General features: G+C 70.0%; 15 protein-coding genes. 11 read left to right on the top strand and 4 right to left on the bottom strand.

The window, feature by feature from the left end; translation table 11 throughout:
• Positions 1-2: 2 nt before the first annotated feature.
• The 4 genes from ABMY26_RS28015 to ABMY26_RS28000 are packed head-to-tail and all read right to left on the bottom strand — an operon-like array spanning position 3 to position 3,232.
• On the bottom strand, positions 3-884 hold the full coding sequence (locus ABMY26_RS28015) for a queuosine salvage family protein (protein WP_372399454.1): 882 nt from the start codon (positions 882-884) through the stop codon (positions 3-5).
• Positions 865-1,725 carry a glycosyltransferase family 2 protein gene (locus ABMY26_RS28010; RefSeq protein ID WP_372399453.1) on the bottom strand — a complete coding sequence of 287 codons (861 nt, stop codon included), beginning with the start codon at positions 1,723-1,725 and terminating at the stop codon, positions 865-867. The genes ABMY26_RS28015 and ABMY26_RS28010 overlap by 20 nt, the downstream gene beginning before the upstream one ends.
• Positions 1,722-2,438 carry a GNAT family N-acetyltransferase gene (locus tag ABMY26_RS28005; protein ID WP_372399451.1) on the bottom strand — a complete coding sequence of 239 codons (717 nt, stop codon included), beginning with the start codon at positions 2,436-2,438 and terminating at the stop codon, positions 1,722-1,724. Before ABMY26_RS28005 ends, ABMY26_RS28010 begins: the two co-directional genes overlap by 4 nt.
• Positions 2,438-3,232: a GNAT family N-acetyltransferase gene (locus tag ABMY26_RS28000; RefSeq protein WP_372399450.1), complete on the bottom strand. Its 795-nt coding sequence runs from the start codon at positions 3,230-3,232 to the stop codon at positions 2,438-2,440. Before ABMY26_RS28000 ends, ABMY26_RS28005 begins: the two co-directional genes overlap by 1 nt.
• A 1,014-nt stretch (positions 3,233-4,246) precedes the next feature.
• Between ABMY26_RS28000 and ABMY26_RS27995 the strand changes: the two genes are divergently transcribed.
• From ABMY26_RS27995 to ABMY26_RS27945, 11 genes are all read left to right on the top strand, one after another.
• Positions 4,247-5,605 carry a lysine N(6)-hydroxylase/L-ornithine N(5)-oxygenase family protein gene (locus ABMY26_RS27995; protein WP_045584365.1) on the top strand — a complete coding sequence of 453 codons (1,359 nt, stop codon included), beginning with the start codon at positions 4,247-4,249 and terminating at the stop codon, positions 5,603-5,605.
• Positions 5,605-6,894 (top strand): lipase family protein, encoded by a 1,290-nt coding sequence (locus ABMY26_RS27990; RefSeq protein ID WP_372399449.1) that lies wholly within the window; start codon positions 5,605-5,607, stop codon positions 6,892-6,894. The genes ABMY26_RS27995 and ABMY26_RS27990 overlap by 1 nt, the downstream gene beginning before the upstream one ends.
• A 41-nt stretch (positions 6,895-6,935) precedes the next feature.
• On the top strand, positions 6,936-8,015 hold the full coding sequence (locus ABMY26_RS27985) for a GNAT family N-acetyltransferase (RefSeq protein WP_372399448.1): 1,080 nt from the start codon (positions 6,936-6,938) through the stop codon (positions 8,013-8,015).
• A gap of 91 nt (positions 8,016-8,106) precedes the next feature.
• Entirely contained in the window at positions 8,107-10,362 is a 2,256-nt protein-coding gene (locus ABMY26_RS27980) for a TonB-dependent siderophore receptor (protein ID WP_372399447.1), read from the top strand.
• Between the two features lie 19 nt (positions 10,363-10,381).
• Positions 10,382-11,305 carry an ABC transporter substrate-binding protein gene (locus ABMY26_RS27975; protein ID WP_372399446.1) on the top strand — a complete coding sequence of 308 codons (924 nt, stop codon included), beginning with the start codon at positions 10,382-10,384 and terminating at the stop codon, positions 11,303-11,305.
• Positions 11,298-13,292 carry a Fe(3+)-hydroxamate ABC transporter permease FhuB gene (gene fhuB, locus ABMY26_RS27970; RefSeq protein ID WP_372399445.1) on the top strand — a complete coding sequence of 665 codons (1,995 nt, stop codon included), beginning with the start codon at positions 11,298-11,300 and terminating at the stop codon, positions 13,290-13,292. The genes ABMY26_RS27975 and fhuB overlap by 8 nt, the downstream gene beginning before the upstream one ends.
• The gene (locus tag ABMY26_RS27965) at positions 13,292-14,395 is read left to right on the top strand and encodes an SIP domain-containing protein (protein WP_372399444.1); all 1,104 of its coding nucleotides are present in this window, start codon (positions 13,292-13,294) and stop codon (positions 14,393-14,395) included. Before fhuB ends, ABMY26_RS27965 begins: the two co-directional genes overlap by 1 nt.
• A complete protein-coding gene (locus ABMY26_RS27960; RefSeq protein ID WP_372399443.1) occupies positions 14,392-15,216 on the top strand; it encodes an ATP-binding cassette domain-containing protein in 825 nt (274 codons plus the stop codon). The genes ABMY26_RS27965 and ABMY26_RS27960 overlap by 4 nt, the downstream gene beginning before the upstream one ends.
• A 164-nt stretch (positions 15,217-15,380) precedes the next feature.
• Positions 15,381-15,596, top strand: a complete 216-nt coding sequence (locus tag ABMY26_RS27955; protein WP_045584370.1) for an MbtH family protein — start codon at positions 15,381-15,383, stop codon at positions 15,594-15,596.
• Complete coding sequence (locus ABMY26_RS27950) at positions 15,593-16,363, top strand: thioesterase II family protein (RefSeq protein WP_372399442.1); 771 nt, start codon at positions 15,593-15,595, stop codon at positions 16,361-16,363. The genes ABMY26_RS27955 and ABMY26_RS27950 overlap by 4 nt, the downstream gene beginning before the upstream one ends.
• 15 nt (positions 16,364-16,378) lie before the next feature.
• Entirely contained in the window at positions 16,379-17,389 is a 1,011-nt protein-coding gene (locus ABMY26_RS27945) for a TauD/TfdA family dioxygenase (RefSeq protein WP_372399441.1), read from the top strand.
• Positions 17,390-17,455 lie beyond the last annotated feature (66 nt).

Raw genomic sequence — 17,455 nt, 5'->3', positions numbered from 1 at the left:
CCCTAAAACTGATCGGTGAATACGAGCAACGGGGGGACGCGCAGCGCCCCGTCCGCCTCCAGGCGCTTCGCCAGGCTCCACAGGCGCTTGTCCCACAGGGCGGGGAAGCCGCCTTCCAGGAACCCGCCGCACAGCACGACCGCCGCCCGCAGCGCCAGCGTCTCCGGCGCGTCCGCCGCCAGGGGGCGGCGTTCCAGGATGCGGCGGTTCAGCGCCGCGCTCTCGACGACGATCACGCCGGCGTGGAGAAAGAGCTGGATGAGCCGGTAGTCCGCGAGGAGCGTCAGCTCCTCGATCCCGTCGATGTGCCGGCCGGTGCGGGCCTCGGCCAATTGCGACACGTCGAAGACGGTCGATTGCGCGCGCTTCAGGAACGGATCCGCGAAGAAGCCGGAGTCGACCAGCCCCAGCAGCAGGGCCTCGGCCGTCGGCATGGCGGCCAGCGCGTCGGTGGTCCGGTGCAGGCCGCGCGCCAGCAGGTGCCGTGCGAATCCCGTCAGCCGCGCGTGCCGCCCGTCGGTGTCGTAAAGCGGCCCGCCGACCAGCGTCCGCCATCGGCCGATGGGCAAGTCCGCCACGGCGTGCAGGTCGGTCCAGTCGACGGTCGCCTCTGCCATGGCGCGGCGCAGGGCCGCCGATCCGCCCGGCGCCGCACCATGCGGGCGGTAGGGTTCACCTTGCGCCGTGAAGAAGCAGCAATTCACCGGCCCGAACAGGAGGGCCAGGGCCGTTCCCCGGTCGCAGGTGCTCTGGGGGGTGCTCTGGGGGGTGGCCCCGGCTTCGGGAGCCTGCGCGCACAGCGCCGGCAGGGCGCCGGGCTCCAGGCGGACCGCCCGCTGGCCGGAAAAGACCGCCCGGGCGGTCTCAACTACGTGGCGGGACACGGCGGGGATCCTCGTCGATGATCGGGTCGGCGTTGGTCAGCAGCCGCAGCTTCGTCCAGAGATAACCGGCCGTGTACACGCGGTTGCGGAACAGCATGTAGAGCGCCGGCAGGACGCCCTGGCTGCGGAGGGTGCTCAGCACCGAGCGGGGCACATCGGTCAGCGTCTTGCCCAGTGCGTCGGCCAGCGCCTCTCCCACCCCGTAACGGAAGGTGCTCCGCAGGTCGGAGGCGATTTCAAGCGGCTCGTGGTGGATGAGGCAGCCTTCCACCGGCCGGATGGCGATGCCCGCCTGCCGGATCCGGTGGTCGAGGTCGGCATCCTCGCGCCACACGAGGCGGCGGTCGAACAGATAGCCGCCGATGCGCGCCGCGATGCGCCGATCGAGCGCGAGCGGCGGCTTGTAGGCGGTCAGCACCTCCGCCGTGTGATGCTGGCGGGACCGGGCCACCAGACGGCTTCTCAGCCCCCCGTCGTCGCGGAACAGCACGCGGCCCTTGAAGACCTCGTCCAGGGTCTTGCCGCCGTCCATGGCCGCCGCCGCCGCCTCCACCGCTCCCGGCGCGAACACGCAATCGGCGTCCATCAGCAGGACGCGATCGCCCGGCGCCATCCAGATGCCCGTCTCCAGCGCCAGCGACAGGTTGGCCTCGCCGAGCACCCGGTGACCGACGCCGTCGCGCCGGATCCGTGCCAGCACCGCTTCGGGAAAGCCGTCGGCGCAGCCGTTGAAAACGATCGCGACGGGAAAGCCGTCCGGGATCGACGCGACGCAATCGACGACGGCCCAGTCGTCCTTGCAGGGGATCACGATGGACAGGGGGATATGGGGATCGGTCATGGCTCAGGTTCGAAGAGGGCGACCCTATGGCCGAAGTCGCGCTTGAAGCGGTTGATGGATTGGGCCCGCGCATCGGCCAGCGCGGGCGGGGTGAAGCCGCTGAGATCCAGGAGCAGGCCGGGGTGGCCGTTCCGGATGGCGGCGATGAGGAGGCGCATCGGCTGGAGCCGCCCGTATCGGCGGTCCACCGCCGAGAAGCGGAGGTTGACGATGTCCGGCGACCGCAGCACCAGGGCGGCCGCGCAGGGCGCGCCGTCGGGCGCGCGGGCGGCGAACAGCTCTCCCGCGCCCGCCGTCCTCACCGCGTCCGCGAGCGCGGCGAAGCGGTCGCCGTCCAGGTCGCCGCGCAGCTGCGGGTGGGGGGAGAACAGGGCCATGGCGTCCGCCGCCGCGTCGCCCGACACCACCGTCACGCCCGCCCGCCGCGCCGCCTCGATCTTGCGGCGGCAAGCCGGTGAGAACCCCGCCTCATCGTCCGCCAACAGGGTGTGATAGCCCCCGGGCCGCCACTGCACCGCGTCGAGCGGACGGATGTCGCGGAACACGAAGGCGGGCCATGGCAGCCGCCGCCCGGCGGCGGGGGCCAGCTCCCAGGCGATCAGGCCACCGCCACCCAGAGCGTTGGCGAGAACCTCCTCCTCGGCCGCCGTGGCGATCCCGGCGGCGGCCAGGGCGCCGGCTACGGCGGCGCTCTGATACGGGCTGCGCCACATCACTCGACCAGGCTTTCGAAAAAGGCGAGGGTTTCCGGCGCGGCGTCCGGCGCGAGCCAGAGATGCTTGTCCATGACCATCGTGGTGGTCGCCATGTGCCGCTTGTACGGCTCGTCCCCGCGCAGGAAGTCGACGTAGCGCAGCCCGCGGCGGAACGCGTCCTCGATGACGAAGACGAACAGCCCGGTTCCCGGGGAGAGGTGGTGCCAGTGCGGGGCGAAGGCCTGCGCGTAGATTCCGGTGGCTTTCCCGTCCACGAGCAACAGCAGGGCTCCCGCGCACTCCCCATTCAGCCGCAGCGTCGCGACCTGCGCGATGCCGGTTCCGGCCAGCGAGCGGATCAAGGCCGCGAAATCGGGCATGGCGGCGAAACTGTCTAGGCCGGCCTGCCCCGATCGCCGGTTCTGGAGGTCCAGCAGGGTTTCGAGGGTTTCCTCCGTCGCGGGTTCGATGGCGAAGATTCCGCCGGCCTCCAGCGCCTTCCGCCGGTAGCGGTCCAGGCGGCGGCGGCTTTCCTTGCCGCGCGATGCCCACCATGCGCTGCTCCCCATGGCCGCATCGACGCCGAGGGTCGGTTGGCAGGCGAGCGTGCGGAACCCCTCGTCCCGCCGTGCCGCGTCGCGGAGAAGCCGGCCCAGGCTCCCGGAGCGCGGGACGTGCGAGAACAGGACGAACGCGCAGCCGGCGTCCCGCGCCGCGTCGAGCAGGCCGCGCAGCCCCCGCTCGTCGAACGCCTCCAGGTCCGGAAAATCGAGGTAATCGGTATAATGGACGGCGCCGACCCGCCATCCCATCGCCGACCTCCCGCCGGGCAACCGGAATGTGTCCTGGACGACGGGGACGCCGATCCGGCGATTGTCGGAACCGGGAACCGTGACGCAATGGCGCGGCGCGGCGCGGCACGCTGCAGCGACACGGTCCAGCCAAGCCGGTTCCGCGAACACTCGAAGGGGGTTTGGCAACGCTGCGCTCCTGTCGTCTCCCCGGGATGTGCCCGTCCACGGCGGCTGCCAGGAAGGCAATCCGGCTCGGCCTGAACCGGCACTTGTTCTTATCCCCATTTTGGCGGGCAGATCGCCGCCGTGGCTTTGTGCGTCGACTTCGGGAATCGGTGTCGAATTCGCGGAAACGGTGAGTAATGATTCAACAAAGCCTCTGGGTATCTGGATTGAATTCGCCAAACAAGCCCCCATAATTCCATGAGAACCCGAAGAAAATTATGATTTACCATCAATTGAATGAATCTTATGAGAGATAGCCATAAGGATACAACAAGATTTTCTCGATGATGAATGTTTATTTTTTGAAATAGAAAAATTCATGCACTTGTATTTGAAAATCTGTAAAAAAGAACTTGGAATACATGCTTGTGAGTGCGATTTTCGGCAATAAATATTCGATGTGCGTGCGCGAGACGGTCGTCCACCTGGATGATCTTGCGCCGGTTCGGTGGCCACAACCGAAAAGCTCCAAGTGGAGCGGGAAGATCGCGTCCCGATCGGGCCGAGCGGCCGGATGCTGCGTTCTTCAAATTTCACGAGGGTGGCAGCGCTGTCGGCATCTCGGCTCTCCTGTGCAGCCGGCAGGAGCGGCGAAGACGGCCCGGATAAGAAAGAGCCTAAATTTCCGCGTGGTGCGTTCGTCGTCTTTCAGGAATCCGGCGAAGTAAGGCGGCGGTCGGCCGATGCCGGTCGGCATCCGGCTGGAGACCCGCCACGCCATCGACCGGCACAGGCAACAGGACCGGTCCATGCGTCCGGCAACCGTGGCGGCGTTTTTTGGGATTCTCAACAGGGGACGACGATTCCATGACTCAGTTCAGCCTCTCCGAAAAGCCCCTGGATCTTGCCGGGATCGGATTCGGGCCTTCCAACATCGGGCTGGCGATTGCCCTCGAAGAACAGGCGGAGCGCTCCGGACGGGCGCTGGACACGGCCTATTTCGACCGTCAGGCCTCCTACAGCTGGCATGGCGGCACCCTCGTGCAGCAGAGCGACCTGCAGATCTCCTTCCTCAAGGATTTGGTGACGCTGCGCAATCCGCGAAGCCCCTACAGCTTCGTGAACTATCTGCACCGGAAGGAACGGCTGATCGACTTCATCAACATCGGCACCTTCTATCCCTGCCGGATGGAGTTCAACGACTATCTCCGCTGGGTGGCGTCCCATTTCGCCGAGCTCTGCCGCTACGGCACGGAGGTGCTGCGGGTCGAGCCGGTCGCCGACCGGTCCGGCGCCATCGGCATGCTGGATGTCGTGACCCGCGGCCCCGACGGGATCGAACGGGTGCGACGGACCCGCTCGCTGGTGGTGGGCACCGGCGGAACGCCGCGCATCCCGGCCCTGTTCGCCGGGCTGAAGGACGATCCCCGCGTGTTCCACCATGCCGACTATGTGCAGCGGATCGCCACCCAGCCCTGTACCGCCGGAACGCCGATGCGCATCGCCCTGGTCGGCGGCGGGCAGAGTGCCGCAGAGGCTTTCATCGACCTCAACGACAGCTTCCCGTCGGTGCGGGCCGACATGATCCTGCGGTCGGCGGTCCTGCGTCCGGCCGACGACACGCCCTTCGTCAACGAGATCTTCGCGCCCGCCTACACCGACGTGATGTTCAACCTGTCGGAGGACGAACGGGCGCAACTGATCCGCGACTATCACAACACCAACTATTCGGTGGTCGACGGCGAACTGATCGACCGCATCTACGGCATCCTCTACCGCCAGAAGGTGTCCGGGGTGCAACGCCACGGCTTCCTGTGCCGGCGGCAGATCGAGGCTGTCGCCTCCGACGGGGCCGGCATCACGCTTGCCCTGCGCGACCTGTCCAGCGGTACCCTGGAGGAGATCCGCTATGACGCGGTGGTGCTGGCGACCGGGTATGAGCGCAATTCCCATCGCCGGCTGCTGGAGCCGTTGGGCGACCTGATCGGCGGCCTGCGGGTCGACCGGGAGTATCGCGTCCGCACCGATCCCAAGCTGACGGCACCGGTCTTCATCCAGGGCTTCTGTGAGGAAACCCATGGGCTGAGCGACACGTTGCTGTCGGTCCTGCCGGTCCGCGCGGCGGAGATCGCCACTGCCCTCTACCGCGACCTGGCGCCGGCCGACGGCCGGTCCCGCCATCAGTCCGGACCGACCGGGCTGGTTGCCGGTGCGCTGAACCGGTGATGGACGCGATGATCCGGCACGGACGCGCCACGCTGTGGCTGATGTGCTTGCTGTCCGTCGTCTGCGCGGTCGGGACGGCAGCGGCGAACGGGGCCTCCCGTCAGGCGGGCGATGCCCCCGCGCGGGGCGCGGTGCTCGAGGTGGCGACGCTGGCGACCTACCGGCGGGACGCGATCGAAGCGGGGCTTGGACCGCGCGCCGACTATATCGGCCGCCCGCGCTGCGACGTCACGCTGTCGCGGGTGACCTATGCCACCATCGGCGTGCATGGCGAACCGGCGACCGCCTCGGCCATGCTGCTGTTGCCCGGCGGCCCGGATTGCGGGGAGCCGCATGAGCTGCTGGGCTGGGCGCAGGGCACCCAGACGCGGCGGGACGCCAGTCAGGCCGACGACGTGCTGGCCGCGGGCGACAGTCCGTTGCTGACCTTCTATGCCGCACGCGGGGTCGCGGTCGCCGCCACCGATTATCTCGGGCTCGGCCGGTCGGACTATCCGTTCCATCCCTACCTGCATGCGGAGAGCGAGGCGTCCGCCATCGTCGATGCGCTTCGCGCCGCCCGCAGCGTGGCGGGGGAGGCGCGGATCCCGCTGTCGGGGAAGGTGATGCTGGCCGGCTACTCCCAGGGCGGCCACGCGTCCATGGCCGCCCAGCGGACCATCGAGCGTGACCACGCCGACGAGTTCCGCCTTGCGGGGACGGCGCCGATGTCCGGCCCCTATGCGCTGGAGCGGACCTTCGTCGATGGCTGGTCGGCGACCGGGCCGGCGGGGCCGAACGGTCTGGCGACGGCGCTGTTCGCCTATGCCGCGGTGGCGATGCAGCGCGTCTACGGCAACGTCTATGCCTCGCCCGCCGAGCTGTTCCGGCCGCCCTACGACGCCACGGTCGAGGCGTTCATGCCGGGCCGCCTCGACATCTTCGAAATGCTCCGGCAGGGAGCGCTGCCGCCGGGACCGGAAATGGCGCGGCTTCGCCAGGACGGCTTCACGCGGGCCTTCGACGATCCGCAAATCCCGTTCCGCCGCGCTCTTGCCCGCAACGACCTGCTGGACTGGACGCCACGCGCGCCGATGGTCCTGTGCGGCGCCGGCCGGGATGCCGTGGTGCCCTTCGCCAACGCCCTCACCGCCCGGCAGCTCTTCACCGGCCGCGGGGCGGCGGTGGAGGTTCTCGACATGGACGGACGCATTCCGGCCGAGGTGGACGGGGTGTCGGTCCATACAAGCGCCGCCGTCTATCTGTGCTTCGGGGCGACCCGCGACCGGCTGCTCGCCCTCGCCCGGTGAGCGGGCGGCGGAAGCGGGCGCAAACACTGGAAACCGCCACCATGACATCATCCCATACCCTGCCGTTGCCGGATGGCCGCCGGCTGACCGCCGAGGCGGAGCCCGGCCGTCTGCGGCTGTCCGTCGACGGCCGTCCGCTGCTGTCGGCCGCCTGCGAACCGATGGAGGGCGGTGTCGCCCTCATTCCCGACGGGTCCCCCGACCGGCCTCCGGGGCAGCCCGGCCCGGTTCCGGCGGATGCCGCCTGGGCGGCGGCCTGCTGGCTGTTCACCCGCGATCCGGCCTGCCGATTCCTTCTCTGGCGCGGCATCGAGCCCGACCCGGAGGCGCTGCGATCCGGCCTGCTGCTCGCCGATGGCGGGGGCGACGCCATCTGCCGGCGCGACGCCTTCTGGCAACTGCCCGGCCCCTGGCTGCGCGGTCCAGGCACCACCGGCTATCCGGCCATTGCGTGCGGGGATGGAGGCGGCCTCCATCGGCCGCCGAAGCCGGCCGGGGAGCTTTACCGCCGGTTCGACCCGGCGCTCGGCCTCTGGATTTCGCTGCGCAGCCTCGACATCGACTCCGATCTGGAGCGCTTCAACCGCTGGCAGAACAATCCGCGGGTGCTGGCCTTCTGGCAGGAGGGCGGCGACGTCCTGAGGCACCGCGCCTACCTGGAGGGGCTGGCCGGGGATCCGCATGTCCAGACGCTGATCGGCTGCTTCGACGACGAACCCTTCGCCTATTTCGAGGCCTATTGGGCGAAGGAGGACCGCATCGCGCCCTTCTGCGCGCCGGGGGATCATGACCGCGGCATCCACATGCTGGTGGGGGAGGAGCATCACCGTGGACCGCACAAGGTCCGGTCCTGGCTGCCGGCGCTGGTGCATTGGCTGTTCCTGTCCGATGCCCGCACCGGCCGCGTGGTGTCGGAGCCGCGGGCCGACAACGCCCGCATGATCGGGCACATGCAGTCCCTGGGGTTCCTGCGCGAACGGGAATTCGATTTCCCGCACAAGCGCGCCGCGCTGATGGTGCTCGACCGCCGCGACTTCTTCGACCGCTGCCCCGGCCTGTCGGAGCCGACGACGACGACGGCCGCGCACGAAAACTTCGTACATATGAAAGATTCCCCTTAATATTCGCCTACCCCCTTCGTCTTAGAGCCGGGAGACGGATTTCGCGAGGGAGCGGAGCCCGTCGGATAAAGCTTCAGCTGGGGGTATTGAGATGGAGATCGAGGTTGGGACGGCCGCACCGGCCGGTCGTCTGCCGACGGGCAAGCGCGGGCGTTTGAAAGCCTTCCTGCTGGCGACGACGATGGCCGGTCTGGCGCTGCTGGCGAACCAGCCGGCCGGTCTGGCGCAGCAGGCGACGGACGGCGGCAAAGCCGGCCAGGGCGACGGGCAGGCCGCCAACGGCATGGTTCTCGACCCGATTTCCGTTCAGGGCGTCGTCGGCGGCACCGAGGGGTATGTCGCGACCCGCAGCGCCGTCGGCACCAAGGTCGAGACGCCGTTGATCGAAATCCCCCAGACGATCTCCGTCGTGACCCGCAAGGAGCTGGACCAGCGCGCGGTGCAGGATTTCGCCGGTGCGGTCGCCTACTCGCCCGGCATCGCCGTGGTCGATTATCCGGGCGGCCCCGGCGCCCCGGACTTCTCGATGCGCGGCTTCCGCGACTTCAATCTGTTCGGCATCTACCGCGACGGCCTGCGTGCAGGCTTCAACAACTACGACACCAATTTTGAGCCCTACGGGCTGGAGCGCGTCGACGTCGTGAAGGGGCCCTCGTCGGTCCTGTTCGGCCAGACCTCGCCCGGCGGCGTGGTGAATCTCACCACCAAGCGGCCGACCGCCAAGCCGCTGCATGAAATCCAGCTGCAGACCGGCAGCTTCGACCGCCGCCAGGCCGCCTTCGACTTCGGCGGGCCGGTCGACGGCGACGGCAAGGTGCTGTACCGCCTGACCGGTCTCGGCCGCCTGTCCGACACCCAGGTCGACCACGCGCCGGACGACCGCCTCTACATCGCGCCGGCCGTGACCTTCAAGCCGACCGACAAGACCAAGATGACCCTGCTCGCCAGCTATCAGAAGCTGAAGATGAGCGGGGCGGAGCAGAGCATTCCCCGCAATGCGCTGGACCAGATCGGTACCGATCTCTTTTTCGGCGTTCCCGGCTATTCCGACTGGAAGGTGCAGAACACCTCGGTCGGCTATGAGATCGAGCACGAGATCAGCCCTAACTGGACCGTCCACCAGAATGCCCGCTACATGCATTCGCGGGTCAACTTCGTCAGCGCCTTCAGCACCGCCTGGCCGGTGGAGGTGGTGGACGGGCGCTATTACCCGGTCGGGGTGCAGGACCGTCCGAAGAGCACCAACACCTATCTGCTCGACACCAACGTCCAGGGGAAGATGAGCACCGGCCCGGTGTCGCACACCATCCTGGCCGGCGTCGACTACGGCTATTATTCCGGCAAGGAGCAGCGTCGGAATTCGCTGAACGCGCTGGTGGTCGACATCTTCAACCCGACCTATCCGGCCACCGACTTCACCTATGCCGACCCCTGGGTGAACGGGAAGAGCAACCTGACCCAGATCGGCGCCTATCTTCAGGACCAGCTGCGCTACGAGAACTGGATCCTGACCCTCAGCGGCCGGCAGGACTGGGTGGTGGACAAGGAGATCGACAACCTGTCCAGCAGCTTCCAGACCGCGCGCGACAAGCATTTCACCGGCCGTGCCGGCATCGGCTATGTCTTCGACAACGGGATCGCGCCCTATGCCAGCTACGCGACCTCGTTCCAGCCGACCACCGGCACCTATGCGCCGGAACGTGGCGGCGGCACCTTCAAGCCGACCACCGGCACACAGTACGAGGTGGGCGTGAAGTACCAGCCGAACGGCTGGAACAGCTTCATCTCCGCGTCGTTCTACCACATCACCCAGCAGAACGTGACGACCAACGACCCGGTCTTCAGCGGCTATGCCGTGCAGGAAGGCGAGATCCGCAGCCGCGGCATCGAGCTGGAAGGCAAGATGGAGCTGACGGAGGAGGTCAGCCTGATCGCCTCCTACGCCTTCGTCGATGCCGAAATCACCAAGGACAATCCGGCAGTCGGCTCCACCGCCAGCTCGGTCGGGCTGCGTCCGAAGGGGATTCCGCGCCACATGGCGTCGGCCTGGGGCGACTATACCTTCAAGTCAGGTCCGCTCACCGGCCTCGGCCTCGGGGTTGGCGCACGCTATGTCGGCACGTCCAAGAACGCCGGCAACACCGAGACCATCCCCGACTACACGCTGGTCGACGCCGCCGTCCGCTACGACCTGGGCGCCCTGCGGTCCGAACTGGAGGGGGCCAGCGTGGCTCTCAACGTCAGTAACCTGACCGACAAGAAGTATTATTCGGCGGGTTTCTACGACAACACCGTGCTGTACGGCAACCGCCGCCAGATCCTGGCGACGCTGAAGTACAGCTGGTAAGGCGCGACCGTTGCTGCCGATGTCCGGGACGACCGGCGCCCTCGACCGGCGCCGGTTCCTCCGTACCGCCGCGGCGCTGCCGTTCGGCCTCCTGGCCGGCGGTGCGCGGTCGGCGGAGCATGACGCGGCCGGCGGGGTTTGCGCGCTCGACTGGACGAGCGCGCAGGCCCTGCTGTCGCTGGGCATCGTTCCGCGCGGCCTGCCCGAGATCGACCGGTATCGTCGCTCGGTGATCGAGCCGGCGGTGCCGGACGGCGTTCCGGACATCGGTGCCAGGGCGGAGCCGAACCTGGAACTGCTCGACCGGCTGCAACCGGCGCGTTTCGTCACCGACGGCATGCTGTCCGCCGTGCGCGGCCGGCTGGAACGGATCGCCCCGCTGACCCTTTACCAGTCCTTCGATACGGGAACCGTCGAGGGAGAGCGGCGCAGCGGTCAGCTCGCCTTCGCCATCGCCTCCCTGCGCGGGCTGGCGGACGGCCTCGGCATGGCGGAGGCGGCGGACCGCGCGGTCGCCCGGCTCGACAGCGCACTGGAGGAGGCGCGCGCGCGCCTGATCGGGCGGGAGCGGCGTCCGCTCTATGTTCTCAGCGTCCTCGACGGGCGCCGCGTCCTCATCCACGGGCGCAACAGCCTTTACCAGGATGTCCTCGACCGGCTGGGGTTCGAGAATGCCTGGACCGGTCCAAGCGGCCCCTACGGCCACGCCACCGTGACCATGGACCGGCTGACCGGACGTCCCGATGCCGAACTGGTCAACATCGGCAGCGAGGGCAAGCGGGCGCTCGAGGCGCTGGCCGGCCTGCCGCTGTTCGCCGGGTTGCCCTTCCTGCGCGACGGCCGGGTCACCATCCTGCCGCCCATCCTGTTCTATGGCGGCGTCCCGACGGCGGAACGCTTCGTCCGCCTGCTCGGCGAAAGGCTTCCGCAGCGCCATGGCTGACACCGCGATCCCCATCCCGTCCCGCCGGTTCGGTCCCGCCTGGCCGGTGACCGGCCTGTTCCTGCTGGCCGGGCTGGCTTCCCTGCTGGTCCTCGACCGGCAACTGCCGCCGGAGCTGTGGTGGAGGGCGCTCGTCGATCCCGACCCGGCACGGCTCGACCAGCTTGCCGCGCACTACGTCCTGTTCCCGCGCTTCGCGGTCGCCTTGCTGGTGGGGGCGGCGCTTGGGCTTGCCGGCACCATCCTGCAACAGGTTCTGCGCAACCCGCTGGCCGAGCCCGCCACCCTCGGCATTTCCGCCGGCGCGCACCTGTCGCTGGCCGTCGCCACGCTGTGGCTGCCGGACGTTCTGGCGCTGGGGCGGGAATGGGTCGCCCTGGCCGGGGCCGGGCTGTCGGCGGCGGCGCTGCTGGCGCTGTCCTGGCGCAAGGGGTTGTCGCCGGTCACCGTCGTGCTGGCCGGCCTCGTCCTCAGCCTCTATGCCGGGTCGGTCAGCGGCGTGATGGTGCTGTTCAACCACGATTTGCTGATCGGCCTGTTCCTGTGGGGCGCCGGTTTCCTCGACCAGCAGGATTGGGGCATGGCCGCCTTCCTGGCGCCCCGGCTGGCGGTGCTGGCGGTCGCCGCCCTGCTGGTGCTGCGCCCCCTGGTCCTGCTCGGCCTGGGAGAGGGCGGGGCGCGCAGCCTGGGGCTGTCGGTGGTGGGTGCCCGCCTGGCAGGGCTGGTGATCGCGGTGATGCTGGCCGCCCTGACCGTCGCCGCCGTCGGCGTGGTCAGCTTCGTCGGGCTGGCGGCGCCGACCATCGTCGGCATGGCCGGCGCCCGCCGACTGGGGCAGCGGATGCTGTGGGCGCCCCTGTGCGGCGCCGCCCTGCTGTGGGCGACCGACGCCCTGGTGCTGATGGCGCCGATCACCTACCGGGAACTGCCGACCGGTGCCGTTACGGCGGTGCTCGGCGTGCCGATGCTGCTGTGGCTGCTGCCGCGGCTGCGCAGCGCGGCACCCCCGGTCCTGTCCACCGCGCCACCGCCGCCGCGGGCATCCCGGCCGGCCCTGGTGCTCGCCGGCGCCGGCCTGTTGTTGCTGCCGGCCTTGTGGATGGCCGTCGCCTTCGGTCCCGGGCCGGGCGGCTGGGACTGGAGTTCCGGCGGCGACCTCGCCGCGCTGGCATCCTGGCGCCTGCCGCGGGCGCTGGCGGCCCTGTTCGGCGGGGCCATGCTTGCGGTCGCGGGCGCGATGCTGCAGCGGATGACCGGCAACCCGCTGGCGGCGCCCGAAATCCTCGGCGTCTCATCCGGTGCCATCCTCGGCGTGATCGTGCTGATGTTCTCGGCGGACGCCCCGGACCGCGGTTCGCAGATCGCGGCCGGCGGGGCCGGGGCGGTCGCGGTGCTGGCGGCGATGCTGGCGCTCGGCCGCAAGGACGGCTTCTCTCCCGACAGGCTGCTGCTGGCCGGCATCGCCACCAGTTCGATTTCCGGCGTCGTCGTCGCCGTCCTGATGGCCGGGCAGGATCCGCGCCTGCAAACGCTCGTCACCTGGCTGTCCGGTTCGACCTACATGGCGGGGTGGACCGACGGGCTGGCGGCGCTTCTGCTGGCGCTGCTCGCCATCGGCGCCATTCCCTTCGTCGCCCGCTGGCTCGACCTGCTGCCGCTCGGCGGCGGGGTGGCCGCCGCGCTGGGGGTCAGCCCGTCGCTCAGCCGTCTCGCGCTGTTCAGCCTGTCGGCACTGCTGACCGCGGCGGCGACGCTGATCGTCGGACCGCTGAGCTTCGTCGGGCTGATGGGGCCGCATCTGGCCCGCATGCTCGGCCTGCAGCGGGCGGCCGCCCATCTCGCCGGCTCCGCCATGCTCGGCGGCCTGATCATGCTGATGGCCGACTGGCTCGGCCGCAGCGTGATCTTTCCCTACCAGGTGCCGGCCGGGCTGCTCGCCTCGGTGATCGGCGGGCCCTTTCTTCTCTGGCTGCTGGGACGGCGCTGATGCCCCGATTCTCCTGCGATACCGCGATCCCTCACGACCGGCCCTCCGATGCCGCCGGCCGGCTGGTCGCCGCCGCCGAGCCCTACGGCCTGTCCTTCGTCCGGGAGGGCGGCACGCTGGCGGCGAGCGGCGCGTTCGGGCGGCTGGCGCTGACCGTCGGGGCCGATGGCCTGCATCTTCGGGCGGAGGCGGACGACCGCGGGCTCCTGGAGCGGCTGCGCGCTTCCGTCAGCGAGCAGCTGGCCGGCCTGCTGGGGGAGGATGCCGCCATCGTCTGGACCGGCGACGTGGAGACCGGACCGCTTTTCGCCGACTTCCGCGAGATCCGGGTCGCCGCCGTCCGTGACCTGACGCCGCGCCTGCGCCGCGTCACCTTCCAGGGCCGCGATCTCGGCCGCTTCGCCACGCCGGACAACCTGCATGTCCGCCTCTATCTGCCGCCGGATGGGGCGACGGTTCCGTCCTGGCCGCGCCCCGGGCCCGACGGGCGGCCGCTCTGGCCCGAGCCGGACCGGCGGCCGGCCGTCCGCTACTACACCCTTCGGCGCATCGACGCCGAGGCGGGCGAACTGGACATCGACTTCGTCCTTCATGCCGATGACGGGCATTCCGCTGGCGCTCCCGATGGCGCCCCCGGTGCCGGCTTCGCCCGGCGGGCGCGGCCCGGCGACCTCTGCGGCATGTCCGGTCCCTGCGGGCTCGGCATCCGCCCGGCATCCTGGCACCTGCTGGCCGGCGACGAGACCGCGCTGCCCGCCATCGCCCGCATCCTGGAGGAGCTGCCCGCCGACGCCCGCGGCATCGCCCTGATCGAGGTAGAGGACGCGGCGGACGAAGTGCCGCTTCGGGCGCCCGCCGGCATCGCCGTCCGCTGGCTGCACCGCCGGGATGCCGGGGCCGACGAGGGGGCGCTGGTGGAGGCGGTGCGCAACTTGGCATTGCCGTCCGACCTCTTCGCCTGGGTCGCCTGCGAGTTCGACGACCTTGGCCGCCTGCGCGACCATCTGCGCGGACGCGGCATCGACCGCGACCGCATGCTGACCGTCGCCTACTGGCGGCGCACCCCGCCGGCCGCCCCATCAGACCGCAGGACTTCCGCATGACGTCTCCAGCTGCGCCCCTGGCCACGCCTCCGGCCGCGTCCCAGGTCGCGCCGATGTTCCGGATCGAGGGGGTGAGCTTCTCCTTGCCCGGCCGCCTGCTGCTCGACCTGCCGTCCTGCGACCTGTTTCCCCGCCGGGTGACCGCGCTGATCGGCCATAACGGTTCCGGCAAATCGACCCTGCTGAAGATCCTCGCCCGTCAACAGTTGCCCAGCGGCGGGCGGGTGCTGTTCGACGGCCAGCCGCTGGACCGCTGGAAGCAGCGGGCGCTCGCCCGCCGGATCGGCTACCTGCCGCAACACATGCCGCCGGCTTCCGGGCTGCTGGTGCGGGAACTGGTGGCGCTCGGCCGCTATCCCTGGCACGGGGCGCTCGGAGCCTTCCGGGCGGAGGATGCCCGCAAGGTGGAGGAGGCGCTGGCGCTGACCGACACCGCGCGGTTCGCCGACCGCCTGGTGGACAGCCTGTCGGGCGGCGAGCGGCAGCGGGTGTGGCTGGCCATGCTGATCGCGCAGGACGCCGGCTGCCTGCTGCTCGACGAGCCGATCTCGGCGCTCGACGTCGCCCATCAGGTGGAGGTGCTGGCCCTGGTCCGCCGCCTGTCGCGCGAGCGTGGCATCGGGGTGATCGCGGTGCTGCACGACGTGAACATGGCGGCCCGCTTCTGCGACGACATCGTCGCCCTGCATGGCGGACGGCTGATCGACCGCGGCACGCCGGCCGAGATCATGACCTCCGCCCGGCTGGGCGCCATCTACGGCCTGCCGATGGCGGTGATCCCCCATCCGGAAACCGGAGAGCCGGTCGGGCTGGTCCGCTGACCGTCATGGTGACCGCCGCACCCGTTGTTGCGAGGGAATCGCAAAATCCTCCTAACGATTCGCCGCGCTGCTTCGTCCAATAGGGCAGGAAGGCGCCGGGTGCGGACCGCATGAGCGGCCGGACCGGGATGCCGCCCCACTCCCGACAGTGAACGAGGACAGCGATGGCGTTCGACCGCGAGGACATCACCTTCAAGGTGCTGGTCAACCACGAGGAACAATATTCCATCTGGCCGGACTACAAGGCGGTTCCGGCCGGCTGGCGCGAGGCGGGCAAGAGCGGCCCCAAGGCCGACTGCCTCGCCTTCGTCGAGCAGGTGTGGACCGACATGCGGCCGCTCAGCCTGCGCCGCCAGATGGACGAAGCCGCAGCGCGATGACGTCCGCGACCACGCCCGTTTCCGGCCGCGCGGCAGCTCCGGCGATGCGGCTGCTCTGCCTCCCCTATTCCGGCGCCAGCGCGATGATCTATGCGCGCTGGAAACGCCTCGTCCCGTCCTGGCTGGAGGTGGTGCCGGTGGAGTTGCCGGGCCGCGGCCGGCGGATGGACGAGCGTCCCAGGACCGGGCTGACGGCGCTGGCGGACGAACTGGCGGACGAGCTGGCTCCGGAAACCCGCGGCCCTTACGCCCTGTTCGGGCACAGCCTGGGCGGTCTCCTCGCCTTCGAGCTGGCGCATGCCCTGCGCGGCCGTGGCCTGGGGGAGCCGCGGGTCCTCTTCGCGTCGGCCGCCGCCGCTCCCAGCCGGCGCGAGGACGGGCGCTGGGCCGAGCCGCTGGACGATGACGGGCTGATCGCCGAGATGCGCCGTCTCAGCGGCACGGCGGAGGAGGTGTTCGGCAACCGCGACCTGCTGGAGATGGCCCTGCCGGTCCTGCGCGCCGACTTCCTGCTGTGCGGCCGCTACGCCTACCGCCGCCATCCGCCGCTGGGCTGCCCGATCCGGGTGTTCGGCGGCACGCAGGACGACATCGCCGCCGACCGGCTGCGGGCCTGGGAGGTGGAGACGCGGGGCGAGTTCACCCTGGAGATGTTCGACGGCGACCATTTCTTCCTGCGCGCCCACGAGCGTCCGCTTCTCGACCGGCTGGCGGAATGGCTGGGCCGGCCGGCGGGCCGCTCCGGCGGCATCGCCGCGACCGCCTGATTTCATGAGGGTCCCATGGCCGAGCGTAGTTTCACGATCGAAGACTTTCCCCATGCGCGCGGCGGCCTGCCGCTGCTGGTGCGGGCGCGCGATCCGCAGGTGGACCTGCTCGACGCCTTCGCGGCCGTGGAGCCGCTGGTGCGCGACTGGCTGCCGCGCTGCGCCGGCATCCTCTTCCGCGGCTTCGCGCTTGGCCCGGCAGGAGACTCCGCAGCGAATTCCGCAGCGAATTCCGTCGAGCGGTTCCGCGCCTTCGCCGCAGCCTTCGGCCATCCGCTGCTGAGCTACGAGTTCGGATCGACCCCGCGGACCAACGTGGCGTCGGGCGTCTACACCTCCACCGAATATCCGGCCGACCAGCACATCCCGCTGCACAACGAGCAGGCCTATACCCGCGACTGGCCGATGCGCATCTGGTTCTACTGCGTCCAGGCGGCTCCGGTCGGCGGCGAGACCCCGATCGCCGACAGCCGGGCGATCCACCGCCGGATTCCCGCCGACATCCGCGAACGGTTCGAGCGGCGCGGCCTGATGTATGTCCGCAATTACGGCAACGGCCTGGACGTGCCCTGGCAGCGGGTGTTCAACACCGACGACCGCGCGGCGGTGGAGGCCTATTGCCGCGACCATCGCATCCTCTGCGACTGGAAGGAGGATGGCGAACTGCGCACGCGCCAGATCTGCCAGGCGACGGCCCGTCATCCGGTGACCGGGGAGGCGGTGTGGTTCAACCAGGCCCACCTCTTCCACGTCTCCAACCTGCCGGAGGAGGCGCGGTCGGCGCTGCTCGACATCCTCGACGAGGAGGATCTGCCGCGCAACGTCTACCATGCCGACGGCGGCCCCATCGATCCTGCCGACCTCGCCGCCATCCGGGCGGTCCTGGCCGAGGAGACGGTGCTGTTCCCGTGGCGGACCGGCGACGTGATGATGCTCGACAACATGCTGGCCGCCCACGCCCGCACGCCCTTCAGCGGGCCGCGCAAGGTGGTGGTCGCCATGGCCGAACCCCACTCCGCCGACTGACGGCTCCGCGGCCGGCGCACCGGCCGGCCTTTTTTACCCGTGACCGTTCCGCCCCATGGCCCGCCG

It is taken from the genome of Azospirillum sp. HJ39, from assembly GCF_041507355.1.
GTDB lineage: Bacteria > Pseudomonadota > Alphaproteobacteria > Azospirillales > Azospirillaceae > Azospirillum > Azospirillum thiophilum.
The sequence above is the reverse complement of the archived record's forward strand: the minus strand, read 5'-3'. Positions and strand labels throughout refer to the sequence as shown.

Coding starts and splice junctions, on each gene's coding strand:
- ABMY26_RS28010 (WP_372399453.1), bottom strand. CDS start 1,725: ATGACCGATCCCCATATCCCCCTGTCCATCGTGATCCCCTGCAAGGAC.
- ABMY26_RS28005 (WP_372399451.1), bottom strand. CDS start 2,438: ATGTGGCGCAGCCCGTATCAGAGCGCCGCCGTAGCCGGCGCCCTGGCC.
- ABMY26_RS28000 (WP_372399450.1), bottom strand. CDS start 3,232: ATGGGATGGCGGGTCGGCGCCGTCCATTATACCGATTACCTCGATTTT.
- ABMY26_RS27995 (WP_045584365.1), top strand. CDS start 4,247: ATGACTCAGTTCAGCCTCTCCGAAAAGCCCCTGGATCTTGCCGGGATC.
- ABMY26_RS27990 (WP_372399449.1), top strand. CDS start 5,605: ATGGACGCGATGATCCGGCACGGACGCGCCACGCTGTGGCTGATGTGC.
- ABMY26_RS27985 (WP_372399448.1), top strand. CDS start 6,936: ATGACATCATCCCATACCCTGCCGTTGCCGGATGGCCGCCGGCTGACC.
- ABMY26_RS27980 (WP_372399447.1), top strand. CDS start 8,107: ATGGAGATCGAGGTTGGGACGGCCGCACCGGCCGGTCGTCTGCCGACG.
- ABMY26_RS27975 (WP_372399446.1), top strand. CDS start 10,382: ATGTCCGGGACGACCGGCGCCCTCGACCGGCGCCGGTTCCTCCGTACC.
- fhuB (WP_372399445.1), top strand. CDS start 11,298: ATGGCTGACACCGCGATCCCCATCCCGTCCCGCCGGTTCGGTCCCGCC.
- ABMY26_RS27965 (WP_372399444.1), top strand. CDS start 13,292: ATGCCCCGATTCTCCTGCGATACCGCGATCCCTCACGACCGGCCCTCC.
- ABMY26_RS27960 (WP_372399443.1), top strand. CDS start 14,392: ATGACGTCTCCAGCTGCGCCCCTGGCCACGCCTCCGGCCGCGTCCCAG.
- ABMY26_RS27955 (WP_045584370.1), top strand. CDS start 15,381: ATGGCGTTCGACCGCGAGGACATCACCTTCAAGGTGCTGGTCAACCAC.
- ABMY26_RS27950 (WP_372399442.1), top strand. CDS start 15,593: ATGACGTCCGCGACCACGCCCGTTTCCGGCCGCGCGGCAGCTCCGGCG.
- ABMY26_RS27945 (WP_372399441.1), top strand. CDS start 16,379: ATGGCCGAGCGTAGTTTCACGATCGAAGACTTTCCCCATGCGCGCGGC.